The organism is Microbacterium sp. ANT_H45B (genome assembly GCF_008369345.1).
Classification (GTDB): domain Bacteria; phylum Actinomycetota; class Actinomycetes; order Actinomycetales; family Microbacteriaceae; genus Microbacterium.
This window is the reverse complement of the sequence record NZ_VOBK01000002.1, coordinates 1,025,640-1,043,277: the sequence shown is the minus strand read 5'-3', so window position 1 is coordinate 1,043,277 and position 17,638 is coordinate 1,025,640. Positions and strand designations below refer to the sequence as shown.

Genomic DNA, 17,638 nt, shown 5'->3' with positions numbered 1-17,638 from the left:
CTCGAGGTCAGCCCTGGACCCGAGCGATCCAGGCCTCGACCTCGTCGGCGGTGCGGGGGATGTCCGCCGAGAGGTTGACCGGTCCGTCCTCCGTCATCAGGATGTCGTCCTCGATCCGCACGCCGATGCCGCGGTACTCGACCGGAACGGTGAGGTCGTCGATCTGGAAGTACAGGCCGGGCTCGATCGTGAACACCATCCCCGGTGCCAGGATCCCGTCGTAGTACATCTCGCGCCGGGCCTGCGCGCAGTCGTGCACGTCGATGCCGAGGTGGTGCGACGTGCCGTGGACCATGTACCGACGGTGGTGTCCGCCGGAGTCGCCGTCGAGCGCCTCCTGGGCGGTGACGGGGAGCAGACCCCACTCGGCCACGCGCTCGGCGATCACGCGCATCGCGGCTTCGTGCACCTCGCGGAAGCGCACCCCGATGCGTGCGGCGGCGAAGGCGGCGTCCGCCGCCTCGCGCACGGTCTCGTACACGCGGCGCTGGACGTCGGTGAACGTGCCCGAGACCGGAAGGGTGCGGGTGATGTCGGCGGTGTAGAGGCTGTCGGCCTCGACGCCGGCATCCACGAGGATCAGGTCGCCGGGCACCACGGTGCCGTCGTTGCGCGTCCAGTGCAGGTAGCAGGCGTGCGGGCCCGATGCGGCGATGGTGTCGTAGCCCTCGCCGTTCCCGTCCTCGCGGGCGCGGCGATGGAAGACGCCCTCGACGACGCGCTCGCCGCGGGCGTGCGCGATCGCGTCGGGAAGAGAGCGGATGACGTCGTCGAACCCCTGGGCGGTGATGTCGACGGCGCGGCGCATCTCGGCGATCTCGAACTCGTCCTTGATCAGACGCAGCTCGGAGACGAAACGAGTGAGGTCGTCGTCCTCCTCCAGCACCAGCTCGCCGTCGACGCCGGCGTAGCGGTCGAGGTGCTCGGTGGCGATGTCGAGGTCGGCGGCGACGCCCGCGAGCGAGGGGCGGGGGCCGATCCAGAACTCGCCGACGGTCGCGTCGGCATAGAACTCGGTCGTCGTGCGGTCGGCGCGCTCGCGGAAGTACAGAGTGACGTCGTGTCCGCCGTCGGTCGGCTCGAACACGAGCACCGAGTCGGGCTCGGCGTCTGCCGCCCAGCCGGTGAGGTGTGCGAACGCGGAGTGCGCGCGGTACGGGTAGTCGGTGTCGTTGCTGCGCTGCTTGAGCGAGCCTGCGGGGATGACCAGACGCCGGCCGGGGAAGGCTGCGGAGACGGCGGCGCGACGCGTCGCGGCGAACGACGCCTGCGGTCGGGGAGCCGGAACCGACTCCGGGCGCTCGGCCCATCCGGTCGAGATCGTGTCGAGGAAGCCGCGGGGGAACGGCTGCTTGCGGTTCGTGGTCGTCGCTTCGACGGGGGTCTCTGTCGTGGGCTCTGCGATCGTGTCGCGTTCTGCGGTGCTCATCGCTCCAGTCTGTCACCTGCGCGGAGCGCGCGGGATCTCAGCCCGCGGGCTCGAGCTGCACCACGAGTCCTCGGTGGTCGCTTCCGGTGGCGTCGTCGATCACCACGGACCCGGTGGGCACCCAGTTCGGTGATGCCATCACGTGGTCGATGGGGGTGCTCAGCAGCGCCGGGAGCGAGCTCGGCCAGGTTCCGCTGTAGCCGTTCCCGGTGCGCGAGGCGGCATCCCTGCAGTAGCCCATGTCGCCGCCGTCGACGCCGAGACCCGCCATGTGGTCGATCGTGGCGTTGAAATCGCCGGCGAGGATGAAGTCGCCCGTCGGGCACTGATCGGCGATCCAGCGCAGATCGCTCTGCCACTGCGCCATGTCCTCCATGCGCGGTGCCACGGCGTGCACGGCGACGATCGCCGGTCCTCCGGCGTTCGCGTCGACCGGCATCAGCACCACGCTGGGGACGGAGCCGGTGTTGTTCGAGCCGTCCTCCGACGACGGGATCACCGAGTACTCGCCGAGGTCGGGGGAGACGAGGACCGTGGTGTGCCACGACTTTGGACCGTCGACGACATCCGGCTGGAACTGCACGTGGTGCACCCACATCGGATGCCCCTGATCCCGCAGCGACACGGCGATCTGCTCGCCGACCTCCTCCGTGGTCTCGGGGAGGGCGACGATGTCGGCGCCGCGCTCGAGGATCTGCCCCGCCACCTCGTCGGCCGAGACCTCGTCGCCCGCGGTGTTCCAGGTGAGCACGCGGATGCTCGTGTCGGTCGCCGCCGGGAGCGTGTCGCCGCCGAATCCGCGCTGAAGCCCGATGAGTCCCGTCGCACCGGCGCCGATCAGCGCGATGATCAGCACGGACGCCGCGAAGCCGCGCAGCGGCCTGGCGAGCAGGAGCAGCAGAGCGGCCACCGCGGCCACGAGGAAGGCCGCGAGCAGGACGCCCCTGGCCGCGACGATCTGCGCGAACGGGTAGGTCTGCTCGAGGTGGAAGAACTGCGGCCATACCGCGATCGCCGTCGCGATCGCGAGCAGCACCGTGACGAGAATCCCCAGTAGTCGAAGCATCCGCTCCAGCCTAGAAGGCGTCGCTGTGAAGACCCTGCCGCGGTGAGCACGGAGCCCCGGGCCGCGCTGTCGTCGGTACGCTCGGAGGATGGCTCTCGCTCGTTCCGCCCGCTTCGCCGGTCCCGCCGACCTGCACATGCATTCCAACCACTCCGACGGCACGGAACCGCCGGCGGAGGTGGTGCGCCAGGCGCAGCGATTCGGAGTGCGGACGATGGCGCTGACCGACCACGACCGCACCACCGGGTGGGACGAGGCCGCCGCGGCGACGGCCGAGCTGGGCATGACGTTCATCCCCGGCATGGAGCTCTCCGCGAAGCACGAATGGCGCAGCGTGCACGTGCTCGGCTACCTGTTCGATCCGCTCGATCCGGCGCTGCGGGCCGAGACCGATCGGATCCGCGACGACCGCATCGGGCGCGCGGAGCGCATCGTCCGCAGCATCGGGCGCGACTACGACCTCGACTGGGACGACGTCCTCGCCCAGACGACGCGGGATGCCACCGTCGGCCGGCCGCACATCGCCGATGCGCTCGTCGCCCGCGGGATCGTCAAGGACCGCACAGAGGCGTTCGACGGCATCCTGCATCCGCGTGAGGGATACTACGAGCCGCACTACGCCCCCGATCCGCTGACCGCGGTGCGGCTGATCACGGACGCCGGGGGAGTCGCGATCATCGCGCACCCGGTCACCGTCGGACGCGACCGTATGATGCCGGTGTCGTTCCTCGAGACGCTGATCGCCGCGGGCCTCGGCGGATTCGAGATAGACCACCGCGAGAACACCGAAGCAGGCAAGAGGACGCTGCGCGCGGTCGTCGCCGCGCATGACCTGATCGTCACTGGCTCCAGCGACTACCACGGCACCGGCAAGCCGAATCTCCCGGGCGAGAACACGACAGCGGATGCCATGGTGGAGCGGTTGATCGAGCGGGCCTCCGGGTCGTCGCCGCGGTATCCCTGAGGGGAAGACGAAGGGGCGGATGCCGCGTCTGCGACATCCGCCCCTCTCATCGATCCGTCGGAGTGGCGCTCAGGCGCCGACGACCGGAGCTGCTCCCGCGCCGCTCGAGCCACCGCGGCGGCGGCGACGGCGACGAGCCGGAGCGGGCTTTCCGTCGTGGTGCTCCTTGCCGGCGCCGTCGTGCGTTCCGGCGCCCTCGGTGCTGCGGTCGGCCGACGAGTCGGACGGCGAGTCCGTCGAGGTCGACGTCTCCGCGCCCTCCGCGAACGTCGAACCCACCGGGTTCGCGCCGCCGCGGCGACGCCGACGACGGCGGGTTCCGCCCTCGTCCGTGCCCTCGGCTGCTACGACGGCGGCGCGCTCGGGGCGCGGCGCCCGCTCGGTCTTCACCGACTGCGTCTTGGGTGCGGATACCAGGCGGCCCTTGGTGCCCGCCGGGATGTTCAGCTCCTCGAACAGGTGCGGGCTCGACGAGTAGGTCTCGACCGGCTCGGGCTGACCGAACTCGAGGGCGCGGTTGATCAGCGCCCACTTGTGCAGGTCCTCCCAGTCGACGAAGGTCACCGCGATGCCGGTCTTGCCGGCGCGACCGGTCCGGCCGGCGCGGTGCAGGTACGTCTTGTCCTCGTCGGGGATCGTGTGGTTGATGACGTGGGTCACGTCGTCGACGTCGATACCGCGGGCCGCGACATCGGTCGCGACGAGCACGTCGCGCTTGCCGGCCTTGAACGCGGCCATCGAGCGCTCGCGCTGATCCTGACCCATGTCGCCGTGCACGCCGCCGACGTTGAAGCCGCGATCTCCGAGCTCGTCGACGAGGCGCTGCGCCGCACGCTTCGTGCGGGTGAAGATCACGGTCTTGCCGCGACCTTCCGCCTGCAGGATGCGGGCGATGATCTCATCCTTGTCGAGCGAGTGCGCGCGGTAGACGAGGTGCTTGATGTTGGCCTGCGTGAGGCCCTCGTCGGGGTCGTTCGCGCGGATGTGGATCGGGTTCGTCATGAACCGGCGCGCGAGCGCCACGATCGGTCCGGGCATGGTCGCCGAGAACAGCTGGGTGTGACGCACCGCGGGGACCTTCTGGAAGATCTTCTCGATGTCGGCGAGGAAGCCGAGGTCGAGCATCTTGTCGGCCTCGTCGAGAACGACCTCGGTCGCGTTCGAGAGGTCGAGCAGTCGCTGACCCGCGAGGTCGATGAGTCGACCGGGGGTGCCGACGACGATCTGCGCTCCGGCCTTGAGCTGGTCGATCTGGCCCTCGTAGGCCTTGCCGCCGTAGATGGCGACGACGCTGGTCGAGCGGTTGCTGGTCAGCAGGTCGATGTCCTCGTACACCTGCACCGCGAGCTCACGGGTCGGCACCACGATGAGGGCCTTGACGCCGTGCTCGGGGTTCAGCCCCAGTCGCTGGACGACGGGGATGCCGAAACCGAAGGTCTTGCCGGTTCCGGTCTTTGCCTGGCCGATGATGTCCTGGCCGGGAAGGCCGAGGGGGATGGTCTGCTCCTGGATCGGGAAGGCGTCGACGATGCCCTTGGCGGCGAGTGCGTCGACGATGTCCGGATCGATTCCGAGATCAGCGAAGGTAGTCAATGTTCAGATGCCTGTCCGGCGACCTGCGAAGATCGCCATGTTCACGGATCCACGCCGTCTCTTGTGCCACAGGCGCGGGCCCCGCTCCGACGGCGGGGACAACGACAGCCTACCCGAGGGGGTCGCTCGGACAGGAAGTGCGCGTCGTCCGAGTAATGTGAAGCGCGTGGTGAACTGGTTCTGGAGGCGTAGGGCGCCCCGACGCACGATGACGTTGCGCAGTCGCGGTGATCAGGGCGCGGCGACCCGCGTCGACTTCGCAGAGCTCGCCCCCGAGCTGCCGCGATTCCTCGGGCAGGCCGCCTATCTGCAGCTCGGCTATTTCGAGACGCTCACCCGCTTGATCAGAGCGACCCCCGAACTGAGCGAGAAGGAGTCCCTCTCCCGAGCGGCGGGCGCCGCCCTGACCAAGCACCGGGCCATCGTCGACCTCATCGCCGCGCGCGGCGACGACCCGACGCAGCTCATGCTGCCGTTCCGCGAGAACCTCGACGCGTTCCGACGCAAGACGATCGGCGCACGGCCGCGCGAGACGCTCCTGGCCGTCTACATCACGGCGGGGATGCTCGACGACTTCTACTTCGCACTCGCCTCGAGCTACGGCGAGACGGGAGAGCGGGTCGCCGCGATCCTCGGCGAGGACGACGCCAGGCACGAGATCGTCGCGATCATCCAGGAGACGATCGACGGAGACGGGGAATGGCGCTCGCTGCTGTCGATGTGGGCGCGCCGCCTGGTCGGCGACACGATCCTCGTGTGCCGGTCGGCTCTGCGTCAGCCCGAGCTCGCGGCGATGAGCGAGGACAGGGTCGAACTGGTCTACACCGAGCTCATGGGCGCTCACGCCCGGCGGATGGACGCGATGGGACTCGCGTCCTGATCGACTCCCGGGCTGGGCGGTCGCGCTGGGATCAGATGCCGAGGGCGGCCTTGTTCGCGGCATCCGCTCGGGTGCGTGCCGCGACGATGGCGATCGTCAGCGCCGCGGCGACCACGACGGAGCCGAGCACGCTCGCGACCCACAGCCAGACGTTGTCCTCGCCGACGCCGAGCCACTGCAGCCCGGTGTAGACGACAGCGGACAGAGCTGTGGCGATCGCCGGAGTCAGGGCGACTCCTCGGAGCTCCCGCCCGCCGATCAGGAAATGGGCGGCGACGCCGAGTACGCACGCCCCGATGAGCGCGAGCAGGATGTACATCGCGGTGTCAGGCGAAGAAGCCGACGCGACGGGACTCCTCGGTGCCGAGCTCGATGTACGCGAGGTTCGCGGTCGGGACCAGGTACGAGTTGCCCTTGACGTCGGAGAAGCTCAGGTGGGCGGTGTTCTGCTCGAGAGCCGAGGAGACCTGGCTGCGGACCTCGTCCGCGCTCGAAGCGGTCTCGAAGCTGAGCTCGCGGCCGGTGTTGGTGATGCCGATGCGGATTTCCACGCGTACTCCTGTTTTCCAGTCGACGATGCTGCGGTCGAGTCGACCACGGAGGTCGACGACTGCGCCCAACTCTACCGGGCGCGGACCGGCGGGGATCCTCCGCACGCCCGGTTTCGCCCTGAGCGCACAGGGGTGCCGGATCGCCGGAGCCGACGATGTCCCCGGGCCCCAGTAGCGTGGAGGACATGACAGAGGATGCCGCGCAGAACGCCGTGATCGGCGCCGATGCGACGGCATCCGCGGTCGTCATCGGTGCGCCGGGCACGGGCAAGACCCGCGCGCTCACCGAGCGCGTGGTGCGGCTCCTCGACACGGTCGGGATGCGTCCCGAGCAGGTTCTCGTGCTCACGCCCAGCAGACAGGCCGCCACCGCACTGCGCGACCGGATCGGTGTGCGCATCGCCCAGGCCACCCCCGGACCGCTGGCCCGGTCGCTCGGCTCCTTCGCCTTCCAGATCGTGCGCGGAGCGATGGTCCGCGCCGGAGCGGAGCCGCCGGCGCTGCTGACCGGTGCCGATCAGGACAGGCTGATCTCCGAGCTGCTCGCAGGCGACACCGAAGACGCGCACATCGACTGGCCCGAGGCCCTGAGTCCCTCCGTCCGGGCGTCGAAGGGGTTCCGTTCGGAGCTGCGGGCGTTCATCGACGCCTGCGTCGAGCTCGGCGCCCGGCCCGCCGAACTGCGGGCGACGGGCGATCCGGTCTGGACGGCGGCCGCCGACTTCCTCGTCGAGTACCGGGCGGTGCTCGACATGGCGCGCGCCTCCCATCGCGACGCGGCCGATCTTCTCGCCGAGGCCAGCACGATCCTGCAGACCGCCGACGCGGCGGCTCTCGGACCGCTCTCCGACCTGGCCGCGGTGCTGATCGACGACGCTCAGGAGCTCACGCGCGGGGGCGTGGCCGTCGTGCAGGCCCTGCGGCGACGCGGGATCGCGGTGTTCGCCTTCGGCGACCCCGACATCTCCTCGGGGGCGTTCCGCGGCGCGAGTCCCGAGCTCTTCGCTGACCTCGCCGCGGAACTCGGCGCGGTGCACGTGCTCGACGACCCCCACCGTCAGGAGCCCGCACTCACCGCGCTCACGCGCACGGTCACCCAGGCGATCGGCGTCTCGGGGCGCGTCGAGCACCGCCGAGCGCCGCTGCCGCCGGATGCGACGGAGGCGCCCACCACGGTCGCGACATTCGTGGCTCCCTCTCCCTACGAGGAGCTCGACCGCATCGCGGGGGTCATGCGCGGATGGCATCTGAGCGACGACGTGCCCTGGGACCGGATGGCGGTGATCGCCCACGACACCCGCCAGGTGAGCGAGCTCGAGGCCGAGCTCGCCGCACGGGAGATCCCGACCAGGGCGGCGGGGGTGCAGCGACCGCTCGGCAGCGAGTCGGTCGTGCGCGACATCGTGGGGGTCGTCCGCCTGGCGCTCATTCCTCCCGACGAGCGCACCGCGCAGGACTGGGAGGAGGCACTGCGCACGCCGTTCGGCGGGATGGACGCGATCGGGCTCCGGCGGCTGCGCGCGCGGCTGCGGCATCTCGAGCTCGGGCACGGCGGGTCTACTCCGGCGCGCGAACTGCTGGTGCAGGCGCTGACGGCACCGGCGCACCTCGAGCTGATCGACGCCCAGGAGTCCCGCACGGCGTCGCGCTTCGCGCAGACCGTCGCCGAGGTGTCGGCGGGGGCCGCGGCGGGCGAGACGATCCACGACCTGCTCTGGCGGGTCTGGGACGCCGCACGCGCGGTCGACGGGCGCAAGCTGCAGATCGCCTGGCGCGAGATGTCGCTGCAAGCGAGCGGTGCCGAGACCGCACGCGCCCTCGACGCGCTCGTCGCCCTGTTCGGCGCCGCCAAGCGCTTCGTCGAGCGCACCCCGAACGAGAGGGCGGAGGTGTTCGTGCGCGACGTGCTCGACAGCGAGGTCCCCGAGGATTCCCTCTCGAGCCCCGACCGGCCGGGCAGGGTGACCCTGCTCACGCCCGCCACGGCGCTCGGCACCGAATACGACGCCGTCGTGGTCGCCGGGGTGCAGGACGGCATCTGGCCGAACGTGCGTCTGCGGGGCGGACTGCTGCAGACCTGGCGTCTGGCGGATGCGCTCCTCGCGGCGAGGACCGGGACGGCGGAGCACGCGCCGGGTGCCCTCGACCGCCGCCGCACCGCACTCCACGACGAGCTGCGACTCTTCGTGCGCGCCATCTCGCGGGCACAGCGGCGGCTCCTCATCACCGCGGTCGACGATGACGATCTGACCCCCAGCCCGTTCTTCGCCTTCCTCCCGCCACCCGAGCCCCCGGGCCTGCACGCCTCCGCCGAGCATCCGCTCACCCTGCGCGGACTCGTCGCCCGTCACCGACGGGTGCTGACCTCCTCCGCGTCGGCGGCGGATCGACGCGAGGCCGCAGGTCAGCTCGCCGTGCTGGCGAGGGAGGGCGTCCCCGGAGCAGACCCGGCCGACTGGTACGGCATCGCGGCGCCGTCGACGGTCAGCGCGCTGCGAGACCTCGCGACGGAGGGCGCCCGCGTGTCGCCGTCGAGGATGGAGTCGTACGAGGAGTGCGGTCTGAACTGGGCGGTCTCCGCGCTGGGCGGCGACACGGTGATGCCTCCGACCGCGGGCATCGGCACGATCATCCACGAGGCGATGGAGAAGGTGCCCGACGGTGACCTCGAGCGGATGCGGGAGGTCGTGGCCGAGCACTGGCCGGAGCTCGACTTCGAGACCGCGTGGATCGGACGCAAGGAGCGCCGACGTGCCGACATCCTCGTCGATCGCCTGCACACCTATCTCGGTGATGTGCGCCGCGACGGCGGCCGGGAGCTCGCCAGCGAGGTGGAGTTCCGGTTCGCGGTCGACGTCGCCGGCGACACCGACGCCCCGCCGGGCGTGCACCCCGTCGGAGAAGACGCCGCGAACCGGGCCGTCATCCACGGCTACATCGACCGTGTCGAGCTGTACCCGCAGGGGGCGGGTGATCATCCTCATGCGCGAGGTCAGAAGTGGCAGCCCATCGAGGGCGACGCGGGTCGCGAGCGGGTGGTCGTCGTCGATCTCAAGACCGGGCGAAGCGATCCCGAGTCAGACCCTGCCGTGACCGAGCACGCGCAGCTCGCGGCGTATCAGGTCGCCGTGCAGCAGGGACTCATCGAGGGCGCGCCCGCAGATGCGCTCGCGGGGGCCCGCCTCGTGATCGTCTCGAAGACGCTGGCGAAGAGCGACTACCGGGTGGCTCACCAGCACACCCTGGGCGATGAGGCCAGAGAAGCGTTCCTCCGGCGCGTCGGCGAGGCGGCGAGGGGGATGTCGGCGTCGAGCTTCACCGCGCAGGTCGAGTCGCACTGCGCCGACACGCAGCGTCGGGTGAATCCGTGCCGCATCCATACGGTGCCGGCGGTGAGCTCGTGAGCCTCGATGCGGCGCCGGTGCCCGCCGCCGCGGAGATCGGACACTGGACAGGCACGCGAGGGATCTCCGCGACGGACGTCGCGGCCGCGCTCGGGCAGCCGCCCCCCACTCCCGCGCAGCAGCGTGTGATCGAAGCGCCGCCGACGCCCGCTCTCGTCGTCGCGGGCGCGGGCAGCGGGAAGACCGAGACGATGTCGGGTCGTGTCGTGTGGCTCGTCGCGAACGGTCACGTGCGTCGAGACGAGGTCCTCGGACTCACCTTCACACGCAAGGCCGCCGGCGAGCTGGCTGAGCGCATCGGCGCACGGCTGGCCGTCATCGATGAGTACGGACGGCGCGGACTGCTGCCGTTCCTGCCCGAGATCGTGTCGTCCGGCGCACTCCGACGCGTCGACGACGCGGCACCGGGACGGCAGCGTGAGCTGGTGCGTCTGCACGTGCTCGACGAGCTCGCGGCGCAGCACGGCACGGGCTGGGATCCGGCCACGCCGCGCGCCGCCGAGGAGCTGATGATCCGGCCCACGGTGTCGACCTACAACGCCTTCGCCGACGGCATCGTGCGGGAGCATGCCGCTCGCATCGGTCGTGACACGGACGTCGCGATGCTCAGCCAGGCGGCGTCCTGGATGCTCGCGCGCGAGGTCGTGCTCCGCTCCGACCTGCCCGAGCTGGAGGACATCGACTTCGCGCTCGGCACGGTGATCGACGCCGTGCAGCGCCTGGCCGGCGACGTGCTCGACCACAGGGTCGACCTCGATCGCGCCGTCGCCCTCGCCCGAGAGCAGGCCGGGCAGTTCGAGCCCTACCGCGGCAATGCCGACGTCGAGAAGGCGGCGAGCAACCTCCGGAGCCTGGAAGCCCTCGCCGAACTCGTGCGGGAGTACATCGCCGAGAAGGAGCGCCGGGGGGTGCTGGACTTCGCCGACCAGGTCGGCGGCGCCTACGACATCGTCGAGTCGGCACCGGATGTGCGTGCCGCCCTGCGCGAGCAGCATCGCGTGGTGCTGCTCGACGAATACCAGGACACCTCCGTCATCCAGACGCGGTTCCTCGCCGAGCTGTTCCGCGACTCCGCGGTCATGGCTGTGGGCGACCCGCACCAGTCGATCTACGGCTGGCGAGGTGCGAGCGCCGACAACCTCTACGCGTTCTCCCGCACCTTCTCGAGTGCCTCGCAGGACGCGCAGACCTACAGTCTGATGACGAGCTGGCGCAACGACACCCGCATCCTCGACGTCGCGAACCGCGTTCTCGAGCCGCTGCGGCGTCCCGCGCTCGACGTGCCACCGCTCGAGCCTCGCCCCGGCGCGGGAGCGGGGGCGGTGGACGTGCGGTTCCCCTTCACCGTCGATGACGAGGCGGAGCAGGTCGCGGACTGGTTCGCCGATCGCCGTGTCGCGCACGCCGCGGTATCGGGCTCACCGCACACCGGTGCCATCCTGTTCCGGTCGAAGCGCCACATGCAGACGTTCGCGGCCGCCCTCGCGGCGCGGGGGATACCGCACCGCATCCTCGGCCTCGGCGGGCTGCTGACCACGCCCGAGGTGGTCGACGTGGTCTCGACGCTGCGGGTCGTGCACGACCCGACCGCGGGATCGGCGCTGATACGGCTGCTCACCGGACCGCGCTTCGCGGTGGGGGTGGCCGACATGGCGGCGCTCTACGATCTCGGGCGCACGCTCGCCGAACGCGACACCGCGATGATGCCCCTGCCCGAAGAGGTGCGCGTGCGACTGCGCTCGTCCCGCGGGGCGGATGAAGCCGTGTCGATCGTCGATGCGGTCGACATCGTCCGCGCCGTGCGCGACGACTACCGACTGCTCGAGGGCATCAGCGCGACGGGGCGCTCACGCATCCGCGCCGCCGGAGAGATGCTCGAGCGACTGCGTCGAGCCACCTCCCAGCCGATCCCCGAGCTGATCCGTCTGATCGAGCTCGAGCTGCGACTCGACATCGAACTCGCGGCGAACGAGACCCGCGGTCCCGCACGGGTCGCGGCCACGCAGCTGCGCGCGTTCTCCGACGAGGTGCGCGCATTCCTGTCGGCCGACGAGCGAGGCACGATCGGCAGCCTGCTCGCCTGGCTCGACAAGGCCGAGAGCACCGACGAGCTGATGCCGCGCCCCGAACCCCCGGAGCCGGGAGTGGTGCAGCTGCTGACCATCCACGGCTCGAAGGGGCTGGAATGGGATTCGGTCGCGGTCGTGAGGCTGGTGGCCGACGAGCTCCCCGGCCGCGTCTCGGACACGTCGGGATGGTTCGGATTCGGTGTCGTGCCGTTCGCGCTGCGCGGCGACCGCGATGCGCTGCCGCGTTTCGACTGGGACCCGGAGTCCGCCGTCGGCGACGAGACCGATCCGAAGAGGCGCCAGGCGCTCGCCCAGTCGTCGCTGTCGGGCGGGATATCCAAGGCGCAGCCTCAGGGTGGGGCGCTTCGCCGCTTCAAGAACGCGTACCGCGATTATCAGCAGCAGGAGGAGCGACGGCTCGCGTACGTCGCCGTGACGCGCGCCCGCACGGATCTGCTCCTGAGCGGCTCGCACTGGGCCGGACAGAAGTCGCCGCGGGTGCCGAGCGCCTATCTCGTCGAGGCGATGGAGATCCTCGGCCTCGAACCGGTGGATCCGGTCGACCCCGACGAGAACCCCTACGAGGGGCCGGGGGCGACGCTGACCTGGCCGCTCGATCCCCTCGGCGCGCGGCGACGGGTCGTGGAGGCCGCGGCATCGGCGGTTCGGACGGCCGCAGAGAGCGAGCCGGCCGCCTCTCCCGAACTGTCGAGGCTCCTGGCCGAACGGGCCGCGCGCATGCGAGGAACCGACGCACCGCCGCCCACCCGCGTCCCTGCCTCTCGCTTCAAGGACTACGTGACGGACTTCGGGGGCACGCTGTCATCGATCGTCCGTCCCATGCCGGAGCGGCCCTATCGCCAGACCCGTCTGGGCACGCTCTTCCATGCCTGGGTGGAGCGTCGGAGCGAACTCGTCGGAGTGGGGCGGCGCGTCGACGAGGCCCTCTGGGAGATCGACGACGAAGACGACACCCCCTTCGGGCAGGACATCGGAGGCGCGGTGGTCTCGCCGGCGGATGCGGCCGATCTCGAGACGCTCCAGGAGATCTTCGAGCGCAGTGAATGGGCGGGGCGTCAGCCCCTCGCCGTCGAGATCGAGATCGACTTCGCACTCGGGGGAGGCGCGGCCTCGGGCGACGACGGCCACATCGTGATCTGCAAGCTCGACGCCGTGTACCGCCGGGAGGACCGCGGTGGTCGTATCGAGATCGTCGACTGGAAGACGGGAAAGGCCCCGCGCACGGCGCAGGAGAGAGAAGAGCGGATGCTGCAGCTCGCGCTCTACCGGCTCGCCTACCATCGCCGTTTCGGGGTGCCGCTCGAGGAGATCGACGTGGCGCTCTACTACGTCGCCGACGACCTGACCATCCGCGGTGATCGGATCTACTCCGAGTCCGAGCTCTTCCAGCGTTGGAGCGCAGCACGCGCCGCGCGCTGAGCCTCGTCCTCGGGGGACGACTCGTCCGATCCGTCGGCGGTGTCACCCGACGGGCGCGCATCGACGGCGTCGTCGCGGCGCGGCGCGTCACCCGGGCGTCCCGGTGCCTGATCCCGGTGCTCGTCCGCGCGCACGGACGAGAGGTCCTCGGTCGCGAGGCTGCCCACCTGCATACGGCGCGCGGCCTCTGCCGCGGCATCGGACATGTCTCCGGTGGCGTCTTCGTCGTGCCACAGCTCGTTCGGGTTGTACGCATCGGTCTGCATCGACGTGTCCACGTCCGCGACGGCGGCGGCAGGCACCCGGTCCAATGCGTCGAGTGCCGAGTCGACACCGTCACGTCGCGAGGCGATCACGCCGAGGTCGTCGTCGTGCAGGCCGTCGGCGAGCGACTCGAGCAGCGCGGCGGCGTCATCGACGATGTCCTGCCGACGCAGCGAGTCGCCGTGCACGAGCCAGCGGGCGAACTCCAGCTCGGCGTGCAACCGCGCACGGACCTCGAGGGCGGCGTCGGTGCCGCGGTCGGCGGCCCTGGCGTACGCCGCATGCACGTCATCCGCCGCGTCGGGGGCCGCCGAGAGCCACGAGAGGTCGATGGCGGGGTCGCCGACGGACAGCGAGTGCCAGCCGAGGAGACCGGTGACCTCGGGGCCGAGATCCGGGTCGTCGCGGAAGAGGAAGGAGGTGGATTGGACGCCTCCGAGCACCACGGTCGACTCGTAACGCCACAGGTCGTCGTCCGCGACGGCGTCGCGCCAGCGGATCGTCAGGCGGGCCGGGACGCGACCGGTGGATGCCGCGGCATCGACGAGGCGGATGAGCTCGTCGCGGCTCTCCTGCGCCGAGCGGGTGGCGAGGCCGGCTCCGCGTACGACCGACGTCGGCAGGGTGTGCACGGCGGCGATCGCGGTGCCCATCGATTCGGCCGCGCCGCGTCCCGCCGGGACCATGGCCGCCTCGATCTGGAATCCGGGCAGCAGCTCGGTCACGAGCGCACGGGAGTCGCCCAGACGGGTCTCGCCGATGTACTCGGGCGCGCGGAAGGGCAGCATCGCGCGCGCACCGGCCGTGAGCGCGCGCAGCGCGAGCGCCTCTGCGGCGAGTTCACGGGCGGTCTCGTCGTCGTCCGCGACGCGGATCGCGAGTTCGCGTCCGTCGGCGAGCGTGGCGACGGCGGAATCGAAGCGTCCGTCGCCGTCGGCGCTCAGCGCCCGGGCTCCGGTCACCTCCGCGCCCGGCAGTGCGGCAGTCACCGCCGCGGCTAGAGTGAAAGGAGAGCGTCGCATACCCCCAGGGTAGGTGGACGCAGGGGCGGTCCCGCTTCCGCCACGCCCGTGAGAGAGGGAGCCGATGACCATGAAGACCACGTCTCTCGACCGCGCCGCGGACCTGAGGGGCGAGCCAGGACTCATCGACCGGCTCCGCGCCGACCGCACGACCCGGGTGATCGCCACGCGCGGCGGTCGGGTACGCATCGCGGACGGCGACGTCGATCATGCCGCGCTCCTGCGGGTTCCCGCAGAGGAGATCGTCGACGCCACCTGGGCTCTGCTGGGTCGTGACACCGACGGCCATGCCATCCTGTTGGCCGTCCTGCCGCCTGAGCCCGAGACCGAGAGCGTCGATACGGCCCCGGATGAGATGTGGCTGGGTCTGCGCGATCTGGGTGCCCGCCTCGCCGCCGACGAGACCGAGCTGCTCATCGAGGCTCTCGCCCTGGGCGGCTGGCTGCGGGATGCGCCGTTCTGCCCGTCGTGCGGCGGAGGTACCGAGCTCCGACAGGCGGGGTGGTCGAGGCACTGCCTCGTCTGCGGGCGCGAGCACTTCCCGCGCACGGACCCCGCGGTCATCGTTGCCGTGGAGAGCGCCGACGGCGAGCGTCTGCTGCTCGGTGCCAACGCGAACTGGGGAGGCCGCATGTACTCCTGCTTCGCGGGATTCACGGAGGCGGGGGAGTCGCTCGAGGCCACCGTGCACCGCGAGCTCGAAGAGGAGTCCGGCGTCCGACTGGCCTCTCTGCGCTACGTCTCCTCGCAGCCGTGGCCGTTCCCGCGCTCGCTGATGCTGGGCTTCCGCGCGGTCGTCCTCGACGAGGGCGATGTGCGCCCGGACGGCGAGGAGATCATCGACGCGCGGTGGTTCACTCGGGCGGAGATCGGTTCCGCTCTCGCCGGTGACGGACCCGTCGGCCTCCCTGGCCCGTCGTCCATCGCCCGTGCCCTGATCGTGTCGTGGTTCGAGGAGCGCGCGTGAGCGCGCTCGACGCACTCGACGAACGGCAGCGGGAGGCGGCATCCGTGCTGCGTGGACCCGTCGCGGTGCTCGCGGGTGCCGGCACGGGAAAGACCCGCGTGATCACCCACCGGATCGCCCACGGCGTGGACACCGGAGCGTACTCGCCCTCGCGCGTGATGGCGGTGACGTTCACCGCCAAGGCGGCGGGAGAGCTGCGGGGGCGCCTGCGGGCGCTGGGCGTCGAGGGCGTCGCCGCGCGGACCTTCCATGCGGCCGCTCTGGCGCAGCTGAACTTCTTCTGGCCGACCCTTGCGGGCGCTCCCGCTCCGTCGATCATCGACAACAAAGTGCGGATGCTGGGGCAGGCCGCCGACGCCATGCGCCTGCGCCCGAGCACCGCCACGCTGCGCGACATCGCCTCCGAGATCGAGTGGCGCAAGGTGTCGATGCTCTCGGTCGACGCGCACGCGGCCCTCGGGCGGTCGGTGAGCGGTGTCGACACGCAGCAGCTGGTGGAGCTGCAGCAGCGCTACGAGGCCCTGAAGGACGAACGGCATCAGCTGGACTTCGAAGACGTCCTGCTGGCGTGCGCGGGGATGCTGGAGGCGGAGTCCCGTGTGGCGGCGTCGGTGCACGAGCAGTATCGGCATTTCACGGTCGACGAGTATCAGGACGTGTCGCCGTTGCAGAACCGTCTGCTCGAGCTCTGGCTGGGTGACCGGCGCGACATCTGCGTCGTGGGCGACGCCAGCCAGACCATCTACTCGTTCGCGGGCGCCGAGCAGCGCTTCCTCTTGGAGTTCGAACGACGGCATCCCGATGCGACGGTCGTCCGCCTCGAGACCAACTACCGGTCGCAGGCCCCGATCCTCGAAGCGGCGAACGCGCTCATGAAGGGCAGGCCGGGTGCGCTCGAGCTCGTCCCGGCGCGCGAGACCTTCCACGCGGATGCCCCCACCGTCACCGCGTACGACTCCGAGCGCGAGGAGGCCGAAGGCATCGCCGCGGCCGTCTCGGCCCGCATCGCCGCGGGGACGTCTCCCGCCGACATCGCCGTGCTCTACCGCGCGCACGCGCAGTCCGCCGCGCTGCAGCAGGCGCTCGCCGCCGAGGGCGTCGCGACCTCGGTGCTGGGCGGCACGCGGTTCTTCGCGATGCCCGAGGTGCGGCAGGCGATCCTCGCGTTGCGAGCAGCGGCGGTCGCTCCCACCGAACAGGGATTCCTCCCGGGTGTCCAGCGCGTCCTGCGCGAGCTCGGTCTGAGCGACGAGCCCCCGGCCGCGGGTGGCGCGCAGCGCGACGGCTGGGAGGCGCGGCGCGCGATCCTCAGGCTCGCGGAGGACGCCGGACCCGACGAGAACCTCCGCACGTTCAGCGACTCGCTGATGGCTCGCGCCAAGGACCAGCATGAGCCGACGCTGCGCACCGTCACGCTGTCGACCCTGCACGCCGCGAAGGGTCTCGAATGGCCGCACGTGCACCTCGCAGGGTGGGCCGAGGGGGCGCTGCCCATCTCGTATGCCACCGGATTCGAGGCCATCGACGAAGAGCGACGTCTCGCGTATGTCGGTGTCACGCGAGCCGCGCGTACGCTGGCGCTCTCCTGGTCTCGATCCGCGGGGCGAGGGGAACGAGCGCCGTCGCGGTTCCTGGCAGAGATGGGGACGACGGCACGCGGCACCGGCATTCTTCGTGAAATGTCACCGAACGCCACTCGCGCCGACCGTCGTCGCTGATCACCGCATACTCGCCCGGTGACGCGGATGCCGCCAGCAGCCGTGCGACGAGGGTGGCCGCGTCGGCGACGCGTGCCGCGCTGAGAGGACCGGCGGGGCGAGCGACGAGCTGCGCGTGCAGCCGCGGCCATGCCGGATCCTTCGCGCGCTCGTGCCCGTCGCGGCAGCTCAGACACGGTGAGATGCCGGGGACGATCACGGGGCCGACGGTCGTCCGCCCGCGCTCCCACGACACCGGCAGGTGGGCGAGGTCGTCGCGCAGGTAGCGTGC

Annotated in this window: 12 protein-coding genes; 6 read left to right on the top strand and 6 right to left on the bottom strand. The window is 71.2% G+C overall.

The genetic code is table 11. The annotated features are described in order from the left end of the window. Positions 1-7: 7 nt before the first annotated feature. Positions 8-1,429 (bottom strand): aminopeptidase P family protein, encoded by a 1,422-nt coding sequence (locus tag FQ142_RS11475; RefSeq protein ID WP_149423344.1) that lies wholly within the window; start codon positions 1,427-1,429, stop codon positions 8-10. 37 nt (positions 1,430-1,466) lie between these two features. Continuing rightward, entirely contained in the window at positions 1,467-2,495 is a 1,029-nt protein-coding gene (locus tag FQ142_RS11470) for an endonuclease/exonuclease/phosphatase family protein (protein WP_149423343.1), read from the bottom strand. Between the two features lie 88 nt (positions 2,496-2,583). Here FQ142_RS11470 and FQ142_RS11465 point away from each other — a divergent pair, with 88 nt between their 5' ends. Then, positions 2,584-3,459 carry a PHP domain-containing protein gene (locus FQ142_RS11465; protein ID WP_056416271.1) on the top strand — a complete coding sequence of 292 codons (876 nt, stop codon included), beginning with the start codon at positions 2,584-2,586 and terminating at the stop codon, positions 3,457-3,459. Between the two features lie 69 nt (positions 3,460-3,528). Here the strand turns inward: FQ142_RS11465 and FQ142_RS11460 are convergent, their stop codons facing one another. Continuing rightward, positions 3,529-5,052 carry a DEAD/DEAH box helicase gene (locus FQ142_RS11460; RefSeq protein ID WP_149423342.1) on the bottom strand — a complete coding sequence of 508 codons (1,524 nt, stop codon included), beginning with the start codon at positions 5,050-5,052 and terminating at the stop codon, positions 3,529-3,531. Between the two features lie 166 nt (positions 5,053-5,218). On the opposite strand from FQ142_RS11460, the gene FQ142_RS11455 reads away from it, so the two are divergent. Continuing rightward, on the top strand, positions 5,219-5,932 hold the full coding sequence (locus FQ142_RS11455; RefSeq protein ID WP_056416276.1) for a ferritin-like fold-containing protein: 714 nt from the start codon (positions 5,219-5,221) through the stop codon (positions 5,930-5,932). A gap of 31 nt (positions 5,933-5,963) precedes the next feature. Here FQ142_RS11455 and FQ142_RS11450 read toward each other — a convergent pair whose 3' ends face one another. Both FQ142_RS11450 and FQ142_RS11445 read right to left on the bottom strand, forming a co-directional pair. Next, positions 5,964-6,251, bottom strand: a complete 288-nt coding sequence (locus tag FQ142_RS11450) for a hypothetical protein (protein ID WP_149423341.1) — start codon at positions 6,249-6,251, stop codon at positions 5,964-5,966. 7 nt (positions 6,252-6,258) lie between these two features. Beyond that, positions 6,259-6,483, bottom strand: a complete 225-nt coding sequence (locus FQ142_RS11445) for a DUF3107 domain-containing protein (RefSeq protein WP_045255502.1) — start codon at positions 6,481-6,483, stop codon at positions 6,259-6,261. Positions 6,484-6,668: 185 nt separating this feature from the next. Here FQ142_RS11445 and FQ142_RS11440 point away from each other — a divergent pair, with 185 nt between their 5' ends. Together FQ142_RS11440 and FQ142_RS11435 are read left to right on the top strand one after the other, a co-directional pair. Then, positions 6,669-9,887 (top strand): ATP-dependent helicase, encoded by a 3,219-nt coding sequence (locus FQ142_RS11440; RefSeq protein WP_149423340.1) that lies wholly within the window; start codon positions 6,669-6,671, stop codon positions 9,885-9,887. A 17-nt stretch (positions 9,888-9,904) separates the two neighbouring features. Continuing rightward, positions 9,905-13,396 carry a UvrD-helicase domain-containing protein gene (locus FQ142_RS11435; protein ID WP_410477440.1) on the top strand — a complete coding sequence of 1,164 codons (3,492 nt, stop codon included), beginning with the start codon at positions 9,905-9,907 and terminating at the stop codon, positions 13,394-13,396. Here FQ142_RS11435 and FQ142_RS11430 read toward each other — a convergent pair. Then, entirely contained in the window at positions 13,342-14,682 is a 1,341-nt protein-coding gene (locus FQ142_RS11430) for a hypothetical protein (RefSeq protein ID WP_262492132.1), read from the bottom strand. The two genes, FQ142_RS11435 and FQ142_RS11430, sit on opposite strands and share 55 nt — an antisense overlap. Before the next feature lie 64 nt (positions 14,683-14,746). Here FQ142_RS11430 and nudC point away from each other — a divergent pair, with 64 nt between their 5' ends. Next, a complete protein-coding gene (nudC, locus tag FQ142_RS11425) occupies positions 14,747-15,649 on the top strand; it encodes an NAD(+) diphosphatase (protein WP_149423339.1) in 903 nt (300 codons plus the stop codon). Continuing rightward, on the top strand, positions 15,646-17,367 hold the full coding sequence (locus tag FQ142_RS11420) for an ATP-dependent helicase (protein WP_056416291.1): 1,722 nt from the start codon (positions 15,646-15,648) through the stop codon (positions 17,365-17,367). The genes nudC and FQ142_RS11420 overlap by 4 nt, the downstream gene beginning before the upstream one ends. The last annotated feature ends 271 nt before the right edge of the window (positions 17,368-17,638 follow it).

Bases quoted from the DNA above. Each gene is read 5' to 3' on its own strand.
- FQ142_RS11475 (WP_149423344.1), bottom strand. From the start codon at position 1,429: ATGAGCACCGCAGAACGCGACACGATCGCAGAGCCCACGACAGAGACC.
- FQ142_RS11470 (WP_149423343.1), bottom strand. From the start codon at position 2,495: ATGCTTCGACTACTGGGGATTCTCGTCACGGTGCTGCTCGCGATCGCG.
- FQ142_RS11465 (WP_056416271.1), top strand. From the start codon at position 2,584: ATGGCTCTCGCTCGTTCCGCCCGCTTCGCCGGTCCCGCCGACCTGCAC.
- FQ142_RS11450 (WP_149423341.1), bottom strand. From the start codon at position 6,251: ATGTACATCCTGCTCGCGCTCATCGGGGCGTGCGTACTCGGCGTCGCC.
- FQ142_RS11440 (WP_149423340.1), top strand. From the start codon at position 6,669: ATGACAGAGGATGCCGCGCAGAACGCCGTGATCGGCGCCGATGCGACG.
- FQ142_RS11430 (WP_262492132.1), bottom strand. From the start codon at position 14,682: ATGCGACGCTCTCCTTTCACTCTAGCCGCGGCGGTGACTGCCGCACTG.
- nudC (WP_149423339.1), top strand. From the start codon at position 14,747: ATGACCATGAAGACCACGTCTCTCGACCGCGCCGCGGACCTGAGGGGC.